General features: G+C 60.0%; 18 protein-coding genes and 1 pseudogene. 13 read left to right on the top strand and 6 right to left on the bottom strand.

Annotation, left to right across the window (positions count from 1 at the left end):
• The coding region (locus ACQKP2_RS28350; RefSeq protein ID WP_427581424.1) for an AMP-binding protein at positions 1 to 968 on the top strand (968 nt) is incomplete at its 5' end.
• A gap of 169 nt (positions 969 to 1,137) precedes the next feature.
• Here ACQKP2_RS28350 and ACQKP2_RS28345 read toward each other — a convergent pair.
• Positions 1,138 to 1,515 (bottom strand): hypothetical protein, encoded by a 378-nt coding sequence (locus ACQKP2_RS28345; protein ID WP_427581422.1) that lies wholly within the window; start codon positions 1,513 to 1,515, stop codon positions 1,138 to 1,140.
• Between the two features lie 198 nt (positions 1,516 to 1,713).
• Between ACQKP2_RS28345 and ACQKP2_RS28340 the strand changes: the two genes are divergently transcribed.
• The 3 genes from ACQKP2_RS28340 to def all read left to right on the top strand — a co-directional run bounded on the left by ACQKP2_RS28340 (position 1,714) and on the right by def (position 3,591).
• Positions 1,714 to 1,905 carry a CsbD family protein gene (locus ACQKP2_RS28340; protein ID WP_427581420.1) on the top strand — a complete coding sequence of 64 codons (192 nt, stop codon included), beginning with the start codon at positions 1,714 to 1,716 and terminating at the stop codon, positions 1,903 to 1,905.
• 187 nt (positions 1,906 to 2,092) lie between these two features.
• The gene (locus ACQKP2_RS28335) at positions 2,093 to 3,049 is read left to right on the top strand and encodes a YihY/virulence factor BrkB family protein (RefSeq protein WP_427581418.1); all 957 of its coding nucleotides are present in this window, start codon (positions 2,093 to 2,095) and stop codon (positions 3,047 to 3,049) included.
• A gap of 2 nt (positions 3,050 to 3,051) precedes the next feature.
• Positions 3,052 to 3,591: a peptide deformylase gene (def, locus tag ACQKP2_RS28330; RefSeq protein ID WP_427581416.1), complete on the top strand. Its 540-nt coding sequence runs from the start codon at positions 3,052 to 3,054 to the stop codon at positions 3,589 to 3,591.
• An 18-nt stretch (positions 3,592 to 3,609) separates the two neighbouring features.
• Here def and ACQKP2_RS28325 read toward each other — a convergent pair whose 3' ends face one another.
• Positions 3,610 to 4,023: a GNAT family N-acetyltransferase gene (locus ACQKP2_RS28325; protein ID WP_427581414.1), complete on the bottom strand. Its 414-nt coding sequence runs from the start codon at positions 4,021 to 4,023 to the stop codon at positions 3,610 to 3,612.
• A 120-nt stretch (positions 4,024 to 4,143) separates the two neighbouring features.
• Here ACQKP2_RS28325 and ACQKP2_RS28320 point away from each other — a divergent pair, with 120 nt between their 5' ends.
• The 7 genes and pseudogenes from ACQKP2_RS28320 (at position 4,144) to ACQKP2_RS28290 (ending at position 9,816) form a co-directional block, all read left to right on the top strand.
• Positions 4,144 to 5,085 carry a fatty acid desaturase gene (locus ACQKP2_RS28320; protein ID WP_427581412.1) on the top strand — a complete coding sequence of 314 codons (942 nt, stop codon included), beginning with the start codon at positions 4,144 to 4,146 and terminating at the stop codon, positions 5,083 to 5,085.
• Positions 5,086 to 5,224: 139 nt separating this feature from the next.
• A complete protein-coding gene (locus tag ACQKP2_RS28315) occupies positions 5,225 to 6,016 on the top strand; it encodes a phosphate/phosphite/phosphonate ABC transporter substrate-binding protein (protein ID WP_427581410.1) in 792 nt (263 codons plus the stop codon).
• A gap of 119 nt (positions 6,017 to 6,135) precedes the next feature.
• Entirely contained in the window at positions 6,136 to 6,672 is a 537-nt protein-coding gene (locus ACQKP2_RS28310) for a sigma-70 family RNA polymerase sigma factor (protein ID WP_427581408.1), read from the top strand.
• Positions 6,669 to 7,682 (top strand): ABC transporter substrate-binding protein, encoded by a 1,014-nt coding sequence (locus ACQKP2_RS28305; RefSeq protein ID WP_427581406.1) that lies wholly within the window; start codon positions 6,669 to 6,671, stop codon positions 7,680 to 7,682. The genes ACQKP2_RS28310 and ACQKP2_RS28305 overlap by 4 nt, the downstream gene beginning before the upstream one ends.
• Before the next feature lie 105 nt (positions 7,683 to 7,787).
• Entirely contained in the window at positions 7,788 to 8,015 is a 228-nt protein-coding gene (locus tag ACQKP2_RS28300) for a hypothetical protein (RefSeq protein WP_427581404.1), read from the top strand.
• 481 nt (positions 8,016 to 8,496) lie between these two features.
• Positions 8,497 to 9,273 (top strand): annotated as a pseudogene (locus tag ACQKP2_RS28295) (PAS domain-containing protein); the annotation flags it as partial.
• Positions 9,274 to 9,276: 3 nt separating this feature from the next.
• Entirely contained in the window at positions 9,277 to 9,816 is a 540-nt protein-coding gene (locus tag ACQKP2_RS28290) for a methyl-accepting chemotaxis protein (RefSeq protein WP_427581428.1), read from the top strand.
• A gap of 257 nt (positions 9,817 to 10,073) precedes the next feature.
• Here the strand turns inward: ACQKP2_RS28290 and ACQKP2_RS28285 are convergent, their stop codons facing one another.
• The 3 genes from ACQKP2_RS28285 to ACQKP2_RS28275 all read right to left on the bottom strand — a co-directional run bounded on the left by ACQKP2_RS28285 (position 10,074) and on the right by ACQKP2_RS28275 (position 12,827).
• Positions 10,074 to 10,619 carry a hypothetical protein gene (locus tag ACQKP2_RS28285; protein ID WP_427581402.1) on the bottom strand — a complete coding sequence of 182 codons (546 nt, stop codon included), beginning with the start codon at positions 10,617 to 10,619 and terminating at the stop codon, positions 10,074 to 10,076.
• Between the two features lie 148 nt (positions 10,620 to 10,767).
• Positions 10,768 to 11,406, bottom strand: coding sequence for a glutathione S-transferase family protein (locus tag ACQKP2_RS28280; RefSeq protein ID WP_427581400.1), 639 nt, complete (start codon positions 11,404 to 11,406; stop codon positions 10,768 to 10,770).
• A gap of 389 nt (positions 11,407 to 11,795) precedes the next feature.
• Positions 11,796 to 12,827: a LacI family DNA-binding transcriptional regulator gene (locus ACQKP2_RS28275; protein ID WP_427581398.1), complete on the bottom strand. Its 1,032-nt coding sequence runs from the start codon at positions 12,825 to 12,827 to the stop codon at positions 11,796 to 11,798.
• A 215-nt stretch (positions 12,828 to 13,042) separates the two neighbouring features.
• Here ACQKP2_RS28275 and ACQKP2_RS28270 point away from each other — a divergent pair, with 215 nt between their 5' ends.
• Together ACQKP2_RS28270 and ACQKP2_RS28265 are read left to right on the top strand one after the other, a co-directional pair.
• On the top strand, positions 13,043 to 13,576 hold the full coding sequence (locus tag ACQKP2_RS28270; protein ID WP_427581396.1) for a gluconokinase: 534 nt from the start codon (positions 13,043 to 13,045) through the stop codon (positions 13,574 to 13,576).
• An 82-nt stretch (positions 13,577 to 13,658) separates the two neighbouring features.
• Positions 13,659 to 15,011 carry a GntP family permease gene (locus tag ACQKP2_RS28265; RefSeq protein ID WP_427581394.1) on the top strand — a complete coding sequence of 451 codons (1,353 nt, stop codon included), beginning with the start codon at positions 13,659 to 13,661 and terminating at the stop codon, positions 15,009 to 15,011.
• Between the two features lie 306 nt (positions 15,012 to 15,317).
• Here ACQKP2_RS28265 and alaC read toward each other — a convergent pair whose 3' ends face one another.
• Positions 15,318 to 16,493, bottom strand: a complete 1,176-nt coding sequence (gene alaC / locus ACQKP2_RS28260) for an alanine transaminase (protein ID WP_427581426.1) — start codon at positions 16,491 to 16,493, stop codon at positions 15,318 to 15,320.
• Positions 16,494 to 16,510 lie beyond the last annotated feature (17 nt).

Below are 16,510 nucleotides of genomic sequence, written 5' to 3'. Positions count from 1 at the left end.
CACACACCGCGCAAAAAGAAGACAAACCGACGATTCTGGCGCGCAGCCTGGCCGCCGCGATCAGCGCCGGCGACAGTCAGTTGGGTATGCTGATCGGCAACCACAACATCCTGATCAGCAACCCGCGCGACTTGCCGGCGATGGTCAAGGAACTGTCGAAGTGGAAGTTCAGCGGTTTCGTCGGCCTCAATACCCTGTTCGTGGCGCTGTGCAATAACGAAGGCTTCCGCAAGCTGGATTTCTCGGCGCTCAAGGTGACCCTGTCCGGCGGCATGGCCCTGCAACTGGCGGCGGCCGAGCGTTGGAAGGCGGTGACCGGTTGCGGCATCTGCGAAGGTTACGGCATGACCGAAACCAGCCCGGTGGCCACGGTCAACCCGATCCAGAACATCCAGATCGGCACTATCGGCATTCCCGTGCCGTCGACACTGTGCAAAGTCGTCAACGATGCCGGTATCGAGCAACCGATGGGCGAAATCGGCGAGCTGTGTGTGAAAGGTCCGCAGGTCATGAAAGGCTACTGGCAGCGTCAGGAAGCCACCGATGAGATCCTCGACAGCGAAGGCTGGTTGAAGACCGGTGACATCGCATTGATCCAGCCTGATGGCTACATGCGCATCGTCGATCGCAAGAAGGACATGATCCTGGTCTCGGGCTTCAACGTGTACCCCAATGAGCTGGAAGACGTGCTGGCGACGCTGCCGGGTGTGCTGCAATGCGCAGCCATCGGTGTGCCCGACGAGAAGTCGGGTGAGGCGATCAAGATTTTCATCGTCGCAAGACCTGGCGTGACCCTGACCAAGGAGCAGGTGATGGAGCACATGCGCGCCAACGTCACCGGTTACAAGGTCCCGCGTGCCGTGGAGTTCCGCGATGCGCTGCCGACCACCAACGTCGGCAAGATCCTGCGCCGTGAACTGCGTGATGAAGAGCTGAAAAAGATCAACGCGAAGAAAACCACCGCGTAAAACAAAAAGCCCCGCAGATGCGGGGCTTTTTGTTGGCAGTGACCTGATCGTTCCCACGCTCCGCGTGGTAACGCATCCCGGGACGCTCTGCGTCCCAACGGCGGACGCAGAGCGTCCGGGGCGGCATTCCCACGCGGAGCGTGGGAACGATCAGTGCAAAGAGTGGGTGTTATTGGCGGAAGGACGCGAAATTGACGTTGGTGCCCGCCGGGCGCATGTCCTGCAGGTAGGAGTCCTTGTCGGCGCTCAGCTCCAGGCTCAGGGCCGCCTTGCGTTTGCCCTGGTTGCGTACCACCAGGCCTTCCATCTTCTCGCGCAGGAATACCGTCGGCACTTTCAGGTGCAGCAATTCGTCGGTAGCCGGGGTGTGCATCAGCAGGTGAATCCACTCGTACTGCCCGACAGCCAGACGCGACACCGGGATATCGAACCACCAGATGTTGCGGTTACGGTTCAGTTCGGTGAAGTGGCAGTTGTTGACGCCCAGCACCGCTCCACCGAGTTCCAGGTTCCTGCGGGCAATGGCCTGCTTTTTATCGAGTTTCATAACATTCCTACGGGGTTGAATCTTCAGCACCAGGGACTGAATACGTTGCGCATTCTCGGAGTTTGCCGGGCAAACATAAAGCCTGACGTGCACTGAGCGATGAAATACCGCGGTTGAAATAAATGAAACTCCCTGCAAACCGCCCCGGTCAACCCTGTGTAACGACATTCCCCGACCAGTGTTCACAGGAGAATCACCATGGGCAGCACAAGCGATAAAGTCAAAGGCATGGCCAATGAGGCGGTGGGCAACGTCAAGCAAGGCGTGGGCAAGGCCACCGACAATGAAAGGCTGCGTTCCGAAGGCGTGATGCAGGAAAAGAAAGGTGAGGCGCAGCAAGCGCTCGGCAAAGCCAAGGATGCGCTCAAAAAAGGCATCGACAAGGCCTGACCGGGCCTTGGTTGGCCTTTAATGAAAGGTAGGAGCGGCCATCTCCGGATGGCCGTTTTTGTGTCGGTCTGAACTTGGCACCGGAAATTGTTTCAAAGGCGCCAGGTAGAGTAATTTGATCAAAGGGAACGGTCCCTGAGTCGCCAAGACTTCCACCCAATCCTGCATGCGGCGAATGGAGACGCGAATGATTTTCCCGGACATGAGAGGCCTGCCTCTGCACCGTGTGATGGTGCGCACGGTCACCGAGTTCGTCGAGGACGAGATGTCGACCTATGCCTCGGCGCTGGCTTATCAGATGTTGTTCTCGCTGTTTCCCTTCATCCTGTTCCTGATCGCCCTGATCGGCTTCCTGCATCTGCCGGATTTCTTTTCCTGGCTGCGCCTGCAATCGGAACTGGTGCTGCCGCCGCAGGCGCTGGAGCAGGTCAACCCGGTGATCGACCAGCTCCAGCAGTCCAAGGGCGGCTTGCTGTCGGTGGGTATCGTGATTGCCCTGTGGACGGCCTCGGCCGGTGTGCGGCTGATGATGAGCGCGATGAATGCCGCCTATGACGTGGTCGAAGGGCGGCCGATCTGGAAGCGTTTTCCGCTGTCGATCATCTACACCGTCGGCATCGCCGGCATGTTGCTGGCGGCGGCGGCGCTGATGGTGCTGGGGCCGCAGGTGATGGGCTGGATCGCCTCGCAGGTCGGCCTTGAGGACTTCATCGTCACGGTCTGGACCATCGCCCGCTGGCCAGTGATCGTGATTCTGTTGATGGTGGCCGTGGCGCTGATCTATTACGTCATGCCCGACGTCAAACAGGAGTTCCGCTTTATCACCCCCGGCTCGGTGCTGGCGGTGGTGGTGTGGATCATCGCATCGCTGGGCTTCGGTTTGTACGTCAAGGAGTTCGCCAACTACAACGCCATGTATGGCAGTATCGGCGCGATCATCGTGCTGCTGCTGTACTTCTATATTTCTGCAGCGGTGCTGCTGCTCGGCGCGGAGATGAATGCGGTGATCGAGCACATGTCGCGCACAGGCAAGGATCCGGGCGAGAAGGTCGCCGGCGAGCACGGTCCCGGCCATGAGCCAAAACACCACGTCTCGGGACTGGGGCGCGATCATTCCATCAAACCGACCATTGACGAAACCTGACCATGATTCGTGAAATCCTGAAAATGGGCGATGAACGTCTGTTGCGCATCGCCCCGCCGGTACCTGCCGAAATGTTCGACAGCCCCGAGTTGTGGCAACTGATCGACGACATGTTCCAGACCATGGAAAGCGTCGGCGGCGTCGGCCTGGCCGCGCCGCAGATCGGTGTCGACCTGCAGCTGGTGATCTTCGGCTTCGACCACAGCGAGCGTTATCCCGACGCCGAAGCCGTGCCACAGACTATCCTGATCAACCCGCTGATCACCCCGTTGAGCCCCCTGATGGAAGAGGGTTTCGAAGGCTGTCTGTCGGTGCCTGGTTTGCGCGGCGCCGTGGATCGCTATCAACACATTCGCTATGAAGGAGTCGACCCCAAGGGCGAGCCCATCGTGCGGGTCGCCTCGGGGTTCCATGCGCGGGTGGTGCAGCATGAGTGCGATCACCTGATCGGTCGTCTGTACCCGTCGCGGATTGCCGATTTCAGCAAGTTCGGGTTTACCGCAGTCATGTTTCCCGACCTCGATCCCAACGCCGACGACTGAGTCACCACCGTTGTTCACTTATGTCGACTGCAGGCCCATGGCAATCATCGGTTTGTTGCGCGCGTAGCGGCTCAAGCGCTCGGCCATGGCGTAGGGCATTGGCGGATCGAAGGCAAAACCGCGCCGCTCGTAGAAACCGCGCAAATCCGGATGGCAGAACAGCCATACAGGTTGTTCGAGCCCCTTGACCGCCTCGGCGATCAGCGCCGCCGCGACGCCCTGTTCGCGACAGGTCGGATCGACAAACAACCCCGTGAGCCAATGGCCACCCGACACCGAGCGCAAACAGAGCGCCGCGATGATTTCTTCGCGGCGGGCCACCCACAATTGCGCATCGCGAACCGCCTTCATCGACGATTGGTGGGCGCGGTAGAACTTGTTCATCAAGGGCCAGAGTGGCTCGTCAAGGCGGCTGTAGTGGGTGGTGGACATTGGGTTTGATCGTCGTCGCGCAAAACGCGGGATTATAAAACACCGGGGCGCATAAATAATCTGCATGAAATCGCCGCGTCGTTGCACAGAAGGGTATTGGTTAACCATTCGAGCAACGCCATGCCCCATTACTTCGATAACGTCCACCGAGAAGAAATCGAAACCCTGCGCCGACGCCTGACGGCCCGCACCGAGTGGCCGACCTGGCTGCTGTTGATCGGTGTGTACAGCGCCTGGTTCGCGCTTGTCCTGTACAGCGAGGTGCTGGGGCTGTGGTGCAGCACGCTGTTGCTGATTCCTCTGCTGGTGCTCTGGTTGTCCCTGCAACATGAATTGCTGCACGGCCATCCAACCCGTTGGCCTGCCCTGAACAAGATCCTGGGGTACGCTCCATTCGCCGTGTGGTATCCCTACACGCTGTATCGCGACAGCCATTTGCTGCATCACCGTGACGAGGACCTGACTCTTCCCGGCCTTGACCCTGAAAGCCGTTACCTCAGCATCGAGCACTGGCAGCGCAGTTCGCTGTTCGAGCAGGGCCTGCACTGGCTGAACAAAACCGTGCTCGGCCGTTTCGCCATGGGAGCGCCACTGGCGCTTGTGGGGTTGGCCAGGGAGGAACTGCAACGACTCAAGCGCGGTGACCGCCAGGCCTGGTCGATGTGGCTCTGCCATGGCGCACTGACCTTGCTGATGTTGCTGTTCATTGCCCGTTACAGCCTGTTGCCGGTATGGCATTACCTGCTGCTGATCAGTGTGCCGGCGCTGTCGGTCGCCATGATTCGTTCCTACTATGAACACCGTCCCCACGCGGTACCGCAACAGCGCACCGTGCTCAACGAAGCGGCATGGCCCTGGCGCTGGCTGTTTCTCAATCTCAACCTGCACCTGGTGCATCATGACTTGCCGGGCCTGCCCTGGTACGACTTGCCGCGTGCCTATCGCGAGCGTCGCGAGCAATGGCTGGCGCGCAGCGGCGGGTTTCTGGTACGGGGCTATGGTCAGTTGTGGCGCGAGTATGGATTGAAGGCAATCGACAGTCCGCAGCACCCGTTTCATTGAGTGAAAACGGGCTCACCTGTGGGAGCGAGCCTGCTCGCGATGACGGCTGGTCAGTTACCTTCACCAGCGTTTGAGATGACGCTATCGCGAGCAGGCTCGCTCCCACAGTGGGGTACTTTGAGGTACGGGAGAATTTCTGATGACTCAACGCTTCGCCGAACTGCTGATGTATGTAGCGCCCGAACCCGTCCGCCAAGCCAACGAACGCTGGCTGGCGGCGATTCTCGAGCGCATGCACATCACCCGCCGCAATGCCGACGGCCTGTCGTTGACGCAACTCTGGCGATCACCCCATTTGTTTCTCACCCAAACCTGTGGTTACCCGCTGATGACCGCGTTGCGCGGCCAGGTCCGGGTACTGGGGCGTCCACGCTATGAACTGCCGGACAGCAGCGGCGGCAATCATTGCAGCCTGCTGATGAGTCGCGCCGATGACCCGCGTCGGACCCTGCCGGAGTTTTACGGCAGCCGCGGCGTGATCAACGGTGAAGATTCCAACAGCGGCATGAACCTGCTGCGTCATCGCCTGGCGCCGCTGCACCGTGACGGGCAGTTCTTCAGTCGGGTCGATATCAGTGGCAGTCATCGGGAGAGCCTGCGCCGGTTGCGCGAAGACAGGTCGGATCTGGCAGCCATCGACAGCGTGACCTTCGCCTTGCTTGCCCGTTACGCCGAGACGGAAGTGGCGGGGCTACGGATTGTCGCGCGCAGTGCCTTCAGCCCGACCCTGCCGTACATCACTGCGGCCAGCGTCAGCTGTGATCAGGCGCAAGCCATTCGGCAGGTGATGAATCAGGCGCTGAGCGAATTGCCGGATGTGGCAGACGTCCTTGGGTTGCGTGAAGTGATGCCGGCGACCGAAGAGGACTATCGGGTCATTCTCGACTATCAACATAAAGCTGAAGCATTGGGGTATAAGCGGCTGCACTGATATATTCATTTGTGGAATATAAAAATGAATTTTAAATATTATTAATGCATAAGGCTCCTTGCTAGGATCGCGCCACCGGACCACCGGACATTCAGCGACCCCTGACCTTTGGAGCCTCTATGTCCGGCACCGATGTATCCCCTCGCAACGACCTGGGCGGATTGTTTCGTACCCACTATCCCTGGCTGTGTGCCTGGCTGCGTCAGCACCTGGGGACCAGCGCCGAAGATATTGCCGCCGAAGCTTTTTTGCAGTTGCTCCAGGCACCGGGACCGATCCATGAGCCTCGTGCCTGGTTGACCACCATTGCCCGGCGATTGATCTATCGGCTCTGGTGCCGTCGCGACCTGGAGCGCCGATACGTCGATCAGTCGCAACAGGCCGATCGACTTTCAACATCTTCCCCCGAAGAACTGGTGCAACTGACTCAGGCGTTGCAGGACCTGGACCGCACGTTGGCGCGTTTGCCGGCGAAGGTCAGGCAAGCCTTTCTGCTCTCGCGGGTCGACGGCCTGACCTACCCGCAAATCGCAGCCGAACTGGGCATTTCCCTGCGTTCGGTGAGTGTCTACATGACCCGTTCCCAGGCTTTGTGCGCACGGCACAGCGCCAATCAATCCCTGAACTTTCCCCGACACGACAAGAGGTCCGCATGAGATCGATCAAAACCCTGCTCGGCAGTTCGCTGCTGGCCCTGAGCCTGCTGGCCAGCCAGGCACCGGCAACGGAAAAAAACTCGCCCATTCATTTTGGTGACATCACCTGGGAAAGCGGCAGCCTGATCACCGAGATCCTGCGGGTCATCGTCGAGAAGGGCTACGGCTATCCGACCGACACCTTGCCGGGCAGTACCGTCAGCCTTGAGGCGGCGCTGGCCAAAAACGACATTCAAGTCATCGGTGAAGAGTGGGCCGGGCGCAGTCCGGCGTGGGTCAAGGCCGCAGGGGAAGGCAAAGTGTTCGGCCTGGGGGACACGGTCAAGGGCGCGACCGAAGGCTGGTGGGTACCGGAATACGTGATCAAGGGCGACGCGGAGCGCGGCATCAAAGCCTCGGCGCCGGAACTGAAGTCCGTCGCGGATCTGGCCAGGTACAAGGATGTGTTCCGCGACCCCGAAGACCCCAGTCGCGGGCGCTTCCTCAACAGCCCGACCGGCTGGACGTCGGAAATCGTCAACAGCCAGAAACTCAAGGCTTACGACCTGACGCAAAGCTTCGTCAACTTTCGTACCGGTTCCGGCGCGGCGCTGGATGCGGAGGTGGCGTCGTCGATCCGTCGCGGCAAACCGGTGCTGTTCTACTACTGGTCGCCGACACCGCTGCTGGGACGCTACAAACTGGTGAAACTCGAAGAGCCACCGTTCGACGCCGAGGCCTGGAAAACCCTGGCCGACGCCAGCAACCCCAATCCCAAGGGCACCCGTTCGATGCCGGCCAGCTTGACCATCGGCGTGTCCGCGCCGTTCAAAGTGCAGTATCCGGAGCTGGTGGCATTCTTCGAGAAGGTTGACCTGCCCATCGACCTGCTGAACCGGACGCTGGGGCAAATGAGTGAAACAAGGCAGAAGCCGCGCGAGGTTGCACAACTGTTCCTGCGCGAACAACCGCAGGTGTGGCGTGCCTGGGTGCCGGCGCCAGTAGCGACCCGGGTTACCGAAAGCCTTTGAGAGGATTGCATCGGTCGAGGCTGTCACTTGTGACAGTAGACAGCCTGACATGAAGTTTGGATTCTGTGCTTGCGATCTCTCTACCTCAAAAGCGTGGAGTTCAAGATGACATTCAAATGGCTGACGATCCTCGCCGTTGCCGGTGTCTGTGTTGGCGCCGGTTTTTTTCTTTACGCAGGAGACGAGTCGAATAAACAAAACAAATACGTCATCTTCAATCCCCCGCCGACTGCCGCACAGAAGACCCTGGATCAGTTTCCAATCGATCGACAGTTTCCGAGAGAGGCGGGGGCAAAACAGGGGCGTTCCAACCGGTCTTCTTTTGATCAATGAGCTTTGTTACAGCGCCTGTCCAATGTGAATAAGTTGGGTTTACCCGAGTGTTTGGAACCCGTTCTCAGTCACTTCATCGCTGAACCGATTTTGTCCTCAATGCTGGCCGACTAGTGGCCTTGCTTAGCCTTTTGGGCTGTCTATGCTGATTCGTAACTAAGTATTTCGACCGTGCACGGATGATCCGCGCGGCGATCGCAAGAGTGCGCAATCCAAGGCATCGAAACAGACCAACAGGGAGCCGTCCGTTAAATGGATTTTTCTTTTGAGCGCGTTAGGGCTTGCCCGGTATCGGGCTATCAAGAGAAGGATGTCTTGATGGGGACGTCGCAATAAGGACCCCTCCGATCGAACATCATTAATCACCTGACAAGTCCCTTCCTTGAAGGGGCGCGTGTACCTGTTCCATGGAACGTAGTGGTGGATTTGAAAGACCGGCAACTTTCATAAATCAAAAGATCGCGCTGAAGGTGATACGACAATGTTCAACCTACATCACAAGGCTGACCTGCTGGAAATCGAACGATTCAGCTGCGCGCTGACCGAAGCCAACGCCAAGTTGGCGGCCATCAGCCGTTCGATGGCGATGATTGAATTCACACCGGAAGGCATCGTGATCGATGCCAACGAGAATTTCTGCAATGCCATGGGCTACAGCGCCGACGAAGTGCGTGGCAAACATCACAGGATCTTTTGTGAGGAGGCGTTTTACCGCAGCGAGGACTACGCCCGGTTGTGGCGGGATCTGGCGCGGGGCGAGGCGCTCAGCGGGACCTTTTTGCGCCTGGACAAGCGCGGCCGGGAAATCTGGCTGGAGGCCAGCTACATGCCGGTGTTCGGGGCCGACCGGCAGGTGACGAGCGTGATCAAGGTGGCCACCGATATCAGCGCCAGGGTCAACAAGGAACACGAAAACGAAAGCATGCTCTCCGCCATCGGGCGCTCCATGGCCGTGATCGAGTTCACGCCCGAAGGCCGGGTCATCAAGGCGAACGAAAACTTCCTGAAAACCATGCAGTACTCGCACAACGAAGTGGTGGGCCAGCACCACAGCCTGTTTTGCCACCGTACCGAATCGGAATCCCAAGGCTATAAAAATTTCTGGGCCTCGCTCAATCGCGGCGAATATCACTCCCATCGCTTCGAACGCAGAAACAAGCAAGGCCAGACCGTATTTCTCGAAGCGTCCTATAACCCGCTGTTCGACGCCAAAGGACGGCTGTACAAGGTGGTGAAGTTTGCCAGCGACATCACCGACCAGATGACCACCCTGCAAACCGCCGCCGAATCGGCCCACAGCACCTCGGTGCAAAACGATGCCTGCGCGCGTAAGGGCTCGGAGGTGGTGCAGCAGACCGTGCAGATCATCCAGGACATTTCCAAGGACTTGAACCAGGCTGCGCTGAGCATCGATGCGGTCAGCAAACAGTCCGACATCATCGGCACCATCGTGCAGACCATTCGCGGCATTGCCGATCAGACCAACCTGCTGGCGCTCAACGCCGCCATCGAGGCGGCCCGTGCCGGCGAACACGGGCGCGGTTTTGCCGTGGTGGCCGATGAAGTGCGCAGCCTCGCCGCACGTACCAGTCAGGCGACGCTGGAGATTGTCGAGGTGGTGCGCAAGAACCATGACTTGTCGTTGAGTGCGGTAACGAGCATGCAATCGAGCCTGAGCCGAACGGGGCTCGGGGTGGAACTGGCGAACGAGGCGGGGGAGGTGATTCTGGAAATCCAGCAGGGTTCGCGGCATGTGGTGGATGCGATCAGCCAGTTCAACTCGACGCTGCAACTGAACTGAAACCCTGCGCTACCTGTAGGAGCGAGCACGCTCGCGATGGACGATAACGATAACGCGGGTCATCTGAATGACCCCGCCGCCCTCACGTCCTGCGCGAGCATGCCAGCTTGGTTGCATTCGTAGGAGCCAGGCTTGCCGGCGAAGGCGTACCTGAGATCGCTTTCGCCGGCAAGCCGTGCTCCTACGGTCGAGCGGGCGTGCTCTCTGTAGGAGCGAGCCGGCTCCGGGCGGCCCGTGAACAGGCATTTACAGTGCTGTTACAGCGAGGCGAGGAACTTGTCCACCACCTGAGCACCGCCTTTCTCACTGCTGCCGTTTTCCTTGTCAGCTTGCGCCATCTGCATTTTGTCTTTCATGCGATCGGCAATTTCCTGAGCGACCGCCTGCTGTTTCTCCGGCGGCATGGCTTTCAGGTCTTCTTCGGTAATGCCCATCTCTTTCAGGATGCTGTCGCGCAAACGCTGTTCCGGCGTTTTGCTCATGTAGTCCTTGAATTCGGAGGTGGCCGAACTGTCGGTGGATTTGCTGGTGCCGGTCGCGTCGGTGGCTTGCAGATTCACCCGCGTTTTGGCGAAGGCTTCATCCACGTTGTCGCTGATCTTGCTTGCCGAGCTGACTTGCTGGGTGGCGATCTGGGTCGCGGAGTCCTGTACGTCTTTGGTGGCTGCGGTTTGCGCCTGCACATTGTTTTGTAGCGCCTGCGCGATGGCGCTTTGCAGGCCGGCGGCGGCTTCGGCGGTCGCATTTTCGCCAGGACGCTTGGGAAGTGGTGTTACCAGGTTTGGTTTTGAGCTGACCAACATGACGGAAAGACCTTGTGGGCAATGGCGATGCAGGAAGTCAGCAAATTGCGTGCCTCTCTGGAAAGCGCCAACGAAAACAGCGTGTTAGCGCTTTCCTGTCAGTGCGAGTGAGGTGAGCTTCGGCCAGTCTTTGCCGCCGGGCGGCAAGCTAAGGCAAGCCATTGCAGCAATGCTTGAGGAAACCGGGGCGGGGGGCCAGGCGTTTGAAGTAGTCGTCGATGGCCGGGTAGTCGGGACGCTCGCCCGGCGTCATCAGCCAGCGGTTGACGGACAGGCCGATGACGATATCGGCCAGGGTGAATCGGGTCCCGGCGACATACGCCTGGGTAGTGGCAAGTTGATGTTCGAGGATACCCATCTTCTGGTTCCAGCCACGCAGGCTGACTTCGATCCGATGCGGGTCCTGGAACTCTGGATCCTTGCGTACCAGCGCCATGAATGCATAACTCCAGGACGCGTTAAGGTCGGTGGCCTGCCAGTCCATCCACTGCTCCACCCGGGCGCGGGCGGCCGGTTCGGAGGGCAGCAGTTCGGCGTGGTGGTGATGGTGTTTGCCGGCGAGGTAACGGCAAATGGTGTTGGACTCCCAGAGCACTCCTGCTTCATCGATGAGCACCGGAACCTGTGCATTGGGATTGAACCTGAGGAACTCGGGGCTGTGGGTGGAGGCAAACCCGCTGCCCCAGTCCTCGCGCTCATAGGACAGGCCCAGCTCCTCGCACGTCCACAAGACCTTGCGCACGTTGATGGACGAGGCTTTACCGAGAATCTTCAGTGTGTGTTCCATTGCGCTACTCCGTCAGCGAATCAAGGCGTAGGAAAACCATAGTGTGCCTGCCAGCAGTCGACGGCAAGTGTGTAGGAATTGACTGAAGGCAATGGATTTCAGAGGGTTTCTGCGAACTGCGTTTTCTTGCAGTTTTACCTACTGCTACGCCAGAATCCGCCGACTTGTGCGCCTGGTATCCGGACTTTATCGTTTCCGTGTCGCTGCAGATTCAGCGATCGGGTCTAGCAGCCCGGATACTTTAGGCGCATAGCGTCCACCGTTCGTGATCGAATCACGTTATGGCGGCTGTGCGTGGGAAGACCTTCGGGTCTACCAGGTTCTAGAGTCCTGGTCTGCTAGCCCGCGCGTGGCTGCCACCTCAAGCAGCAAATCGTGGCAGTGTCACATCAAGTGCTCTCGCGCACCTTCAACTCAAACCCCATGTCCTGCACCGGCCTGGCCACGGTATTGCCGGCCATCAGGGTCAACATCTGCTCGGCTGCGCGTCGGCCGATGGCCTCGCGGGGCGTGCTGATGCTGCTCAGGCGCGGGACCATGTGGGCCGAGGCGGGCAGGTCGTTGAAGCCGAGAATCGCGACCTGCTCGGGGATTTTGATCCCGTGGCGCATGGCTTCCAGCAGTGCGCCCTGGGCCAGGTCGTCGTTGCCGAAGAAAATGGCATCCACGTCGGGATGGTTGGCCATCATCTGCAGGAACAACTCGCCGCCAAGGCCTACGGAAGACGGGCGGGGCGTCAGCACTTCCAGGGCCGGGTCATACCGGCCGGCCTTTTGCAAGGCGCGGCGATAGCCCTCGCCACGCAGCAACGTACGCTGGTCGAGTTGTGCACCGATGTAGGCCAGGCGCTTGCGGCCACGGGACAGCAAGTGTTCGGCGGCGGTTTCGCCGGCGGCCAGTTGCGAGAAGCCGACGCAGTTGAGCCCGGTGGCACTGTCCAGCTCCATCATGTACACGCACGGGATGTTGCTCGCCTCGATCATCCGGCGCGAACTTTCGGTGCGGTCGAACCCGGTGAGCAGCAAGCCACGCGGCTGATAGGCCATGTAGTTGCGCAGCAGGTTTTCTTCTTCGTCACGGGAGTAATGGAAGTTGCCGATCAGCACTTCGAAGCCCTTGGGCGTCAGCACCTGGTGAATGGCTTCCAGGGTATCGATGAACAACAGGTTGGACAGCGACGGCACCAATACCACCACCGAGTGGCTCTGGGCCGAAGCCAGGGCGCGGGCGGCAGGGTTGACCACGTAATTGAGTTCAAGCGCCGCTTTCTGCACTTTTTCCACCAGTTCGGTGGCCACTGTGCTGACGCCGCGCAAGGCGCGGGACGCGGTAATCGGGCTGACGCCGGCCAGTCGGGCGACTTCGTTAAGGGTAGGGCGGCCAGTGGTGCGGGTGTTTTTATCGTTCTTGGTCGTTGTCATCGATGGCTTGCCAAACAAAATTCAAGGCACTAAGGTAGCGCTGTCTCGATGCAGCTGCAAATGCGTGAGCGAGGGTTCGCCTGATCCTCGCTTTTTGGCGTTGAGAATGAACAAGCTGCAACCCACAAAATGACAAGAAAGGCGTCGGCAACTCCTGCTTTTGGTCTAGTGTCATAACTGGCAAAGGTAGCGCTGTCTGCGCGCTGAGGTGTTACATGAATCATCCCATCACCGCCCTGGTCATCATGGGCGTTGCCGGTTGCGGCAAGACGTGCGTCAGCGAGGCCCTGTGCCGACTGAGCGGCGCCACTGCCATTGAAGGCGACTCTTTCCACCCTGCCGCCAACATCGAAAAGATGAGCGCGGGCATCCCCCTCGACGATCAGGACCGTGCCGGCTGGCTCGACAGCCTGTGTGATGAACTGCGCCGTGTGGATGGCCTGGGCCAGCGCCCGGTGCTGACGTGCTCGGCGCTCAAGCACATTTATCGCGAGCGCCTGCGCAGCGCCTTGCCGGGGCTGGGCTTCGTGTTCCTGGAACTGACCCCCGAAGTCGCCGCCGACCGTGTGTCCCATCGTCCGGGCCACTTCATGCCGTCGACCCTGATCGACAGTCAGTTCGCCACCCTCGAATCCCCCGTCGGCGAGCCACTGACCCTGGCCCTCGATGCCTCGACCCACAGCGTCGAGCAACTGGCCGGCCAGGCCCATGTCTGGTGGCTGGAGCATGGCCTGAAGCACGCCGGTTGAGTTTTGTTTGCAGAGATAGCGCTGTCCTTATGGCTTTCGAATTACCCGCTTCAATAACAACAACAACCAGGAGACACCCCTAATGTTTGGCATGTCCCACGAGTCGTTCCTGCTGCTCGATGCAGTGGTCACGGTGATCGGGCTTATCGTCCTGATCACCAAGTTCAAGTTTCACCCCTTCATTGCCCTGACCATTGCCGCCGCCTTCCTCGGGCTGACGTCCGGCATGCCGATCGGCACCATCATCAAGGCGTTCCAGGACGGCTTTGGTGGCGTGCTCGGATTTGTCGGGATCATCCTGGCGCTGGGTACCATGCTCGGCAAAATGATGGCCGAATCCGGCGGTGCCGATCAGATCGCCCAGACCCTGATTCGCGCCTTCGGCAAGGAAAAGGTGCAGTGGGCCATGATGTTCGCCGCGTTCCTGGTGGGCATCCCGCTGTTCTTCGAAATCGGCTTCGTGTTGCTGATCCCGCTGGTGTTCATCGTTGCCCGGCGCACCGGCGTGTCGATCATCAAGATCGGTATCCCGCTGCTGGCCGGTCTGTCCGCCGTTCACGGCCTGGTGCCGCCGCACCCGGGGCCGCTGCTGGCCATCGGCGTATTCGGTGCCGACATCGGTAAAACCATTCTCTACGGCCTGATCGTGGCGCTGCCGACAGCCATCATTGCCGGTCCGATCTTCGGTACCTTCATTGCCAAACACATCCCCGGTCATCCGAATCAGGAACTGGTGGATCAACTGGCGCGCAAGTCCGATTCCGCCGATCTGCCGAGCTTTGGCATCACCCTGATCACCGTGCTGTCGCCGGTGTTCCTGATGCTGCTCAAGACGTTTGCCGACGTGGTGCTACCGGATGGCAACTTCTTCCGCACCTTCATGGACCTGATCGGTCACCCGATCTCGGCACTGTTGCTGGCACTATTGCTGTCGCTGTACACCTTTGGCCACAAGCAGGGCATCGGCTCCCAGCAGATTCTCAAGTGGCTGGATGCGAGCCTGGCGCCGACCGCCGCGATCATCCTGATCATCGGTGCCGGTGGTGGCTTCAAGCAGATGCTGGTGACCAGCGGCGTGGGCGACGTGATCGGCCACATGGCGGTAGCCGCGCAGATTTCGCCGATCCTGCTGGCATGGTTGGTAGCGGCGGTGATCCGTATCGCCACCGGTTCGGCGACCGTGGCGACCATTACCGGTGCGGGCATCGTGGTGCCGGTGGTAGGCATGATTCCTGGCGTCAACCGCGAGTTGCTGGTGCTGGCCACCGGTGCCGGCTCGCTGATCCTGTCCCACGTCAACGATGCCGGTTTCTGGCTGGTCAAGCAGTACTTCAACATGACCGTGGCCGAAACCTTCAAGACCTGGACCGCGATGGAAACCATCCTGTCGGTGGTGGGCCTGGGCTTTATCCTGCTGCTGTCGTTGTTCGTCTAAGCGATTTGCCAGACACAAAAAAACCGCAGCGATGCGGTTTTTTTTGTGGGCGATCAATTTTGGGTAACCCATCACCCCTTGTGGGAGCGGGCTTGCCCGCGATGGCGATGTGTCAGCCACCGAAGATTTCACCGGCAGACCGTCATCGCGGGCAAGCCCGCTCCCACAGGGTTAGGTGTGTGATCGTTCCCACGCTCCGCGTGGGAATGCAGCCCGGGATGCTCCGCGTCCCCTCCAGAGCTGGAACGCGGAGCGTCCCTTGAGGCTTTCCCACGCGGAGCGTGGGAACGATCAATGTGCGGAGGATCAGGGTTTGGTGAGCCCATCGGCCCGGAACATCCCGCGAATCCCGCGCACGGCCTGGCGAATCCGGTCCTGGTTTTCGATCAGCGCAAAGCGCACGTGATCATCGCCGTACTCACCGAATCCGACGCCCGGCGAAACACAGACCTTGGCTTCGGCCAGCAGTTTCTTGGCGAATTCCAGTGAGCCCAGGTGGGCGTAGGCATCGGGAATCTTCGCCCAGACGTACATCGACGCTTTCGGGTTTTCCACCATCCAGCCCAGTTCATGCAGGCCCTTGACCAGTACGTTGCGACGCTGCCGGTATTGCTCGGCGATGTCGCGCACGCATTGCTGGTCGCCTTCGAGCGCAGCGATCGCCGCCACCTGCAGCGGTGTGAAAGTGCCGTAGTCGTGATAGCTCTTGATCCGCGCCAGAGCGCTGACCAGCTCGGGATTGCCGACCATGAAACCGATGCGCCAGCCGGCCATGTTGTAGCTCTTGGACAGGGTGAAGAACTCCACCGCGATGTCCTTCGCGCCCGGCACCTGCATGATCGACGGTGCTTTCCAGCCGTCGTAGACGATATCGGCGTAAGCCAGGTCGTGCACCACCAGTACGTCGTACTGCTTGGCCAGGGCAATCACCCGTTCGAAGAAATCCAGCTCCACGCACTGCGCGGTCGGGTTGGACGGGAAGCCGAGGATCATCATCTTCGGCTTGGGGATCGAACCGCGAATGGCGCGTTCCAGCTCGGCGAAAAAGTCCACGCCCGGTACCAGCGGCACCGAACGCACCTGGGCGCCGGCAATCACGGCACCGTAGATGTGAATCGGATAGCTGGGGTTCGGCACCAGCACGGTGTCGCCCTGGTCGAGGGTCGCCAGCATCAGGTGCGCCAGGCCTTCCTTGGAACCGATGGTGACGATGGCTTCGCTTTCCGGGTCGATATCGACTTCGTAGCGTTCCTTGTACCAGTTGGAAATTGCCCGGCGCAGACGTGGGATGCCCTTGGATGTCGAGTAGCCGTGGGTGTCTTCGCGCTGGGCGACGGTCACCAGTTTCTCGACGATATGCGGCGGTGTGGCGCCGTCGGGGTTGCCCATGCTCAAGTCGATGATGTCTTCGCCACGACGACGGGCGGCCATCTTCAGCTCGGCGGCCCGATGAAAGTCCAGGTCGGCGTTGACAGTGTCCAGGGTCGGTTCGCCTTCGT

Origin of the sequence: Pseudomonas sp. NPDC089569 (genome assembly GCF_050280625.1) — a bacterium.
Classification (GTDB): Bacteria; Pseudomonadota; Gammaproteobacteria; order Pseudomonadales; family Pseudomonadaceae; genus Aquipseudomonas.
Note: the sequence above shows the minus strand (reverse complement) of the source record. Positions and strands in the feature narration are given on the sequence as shown.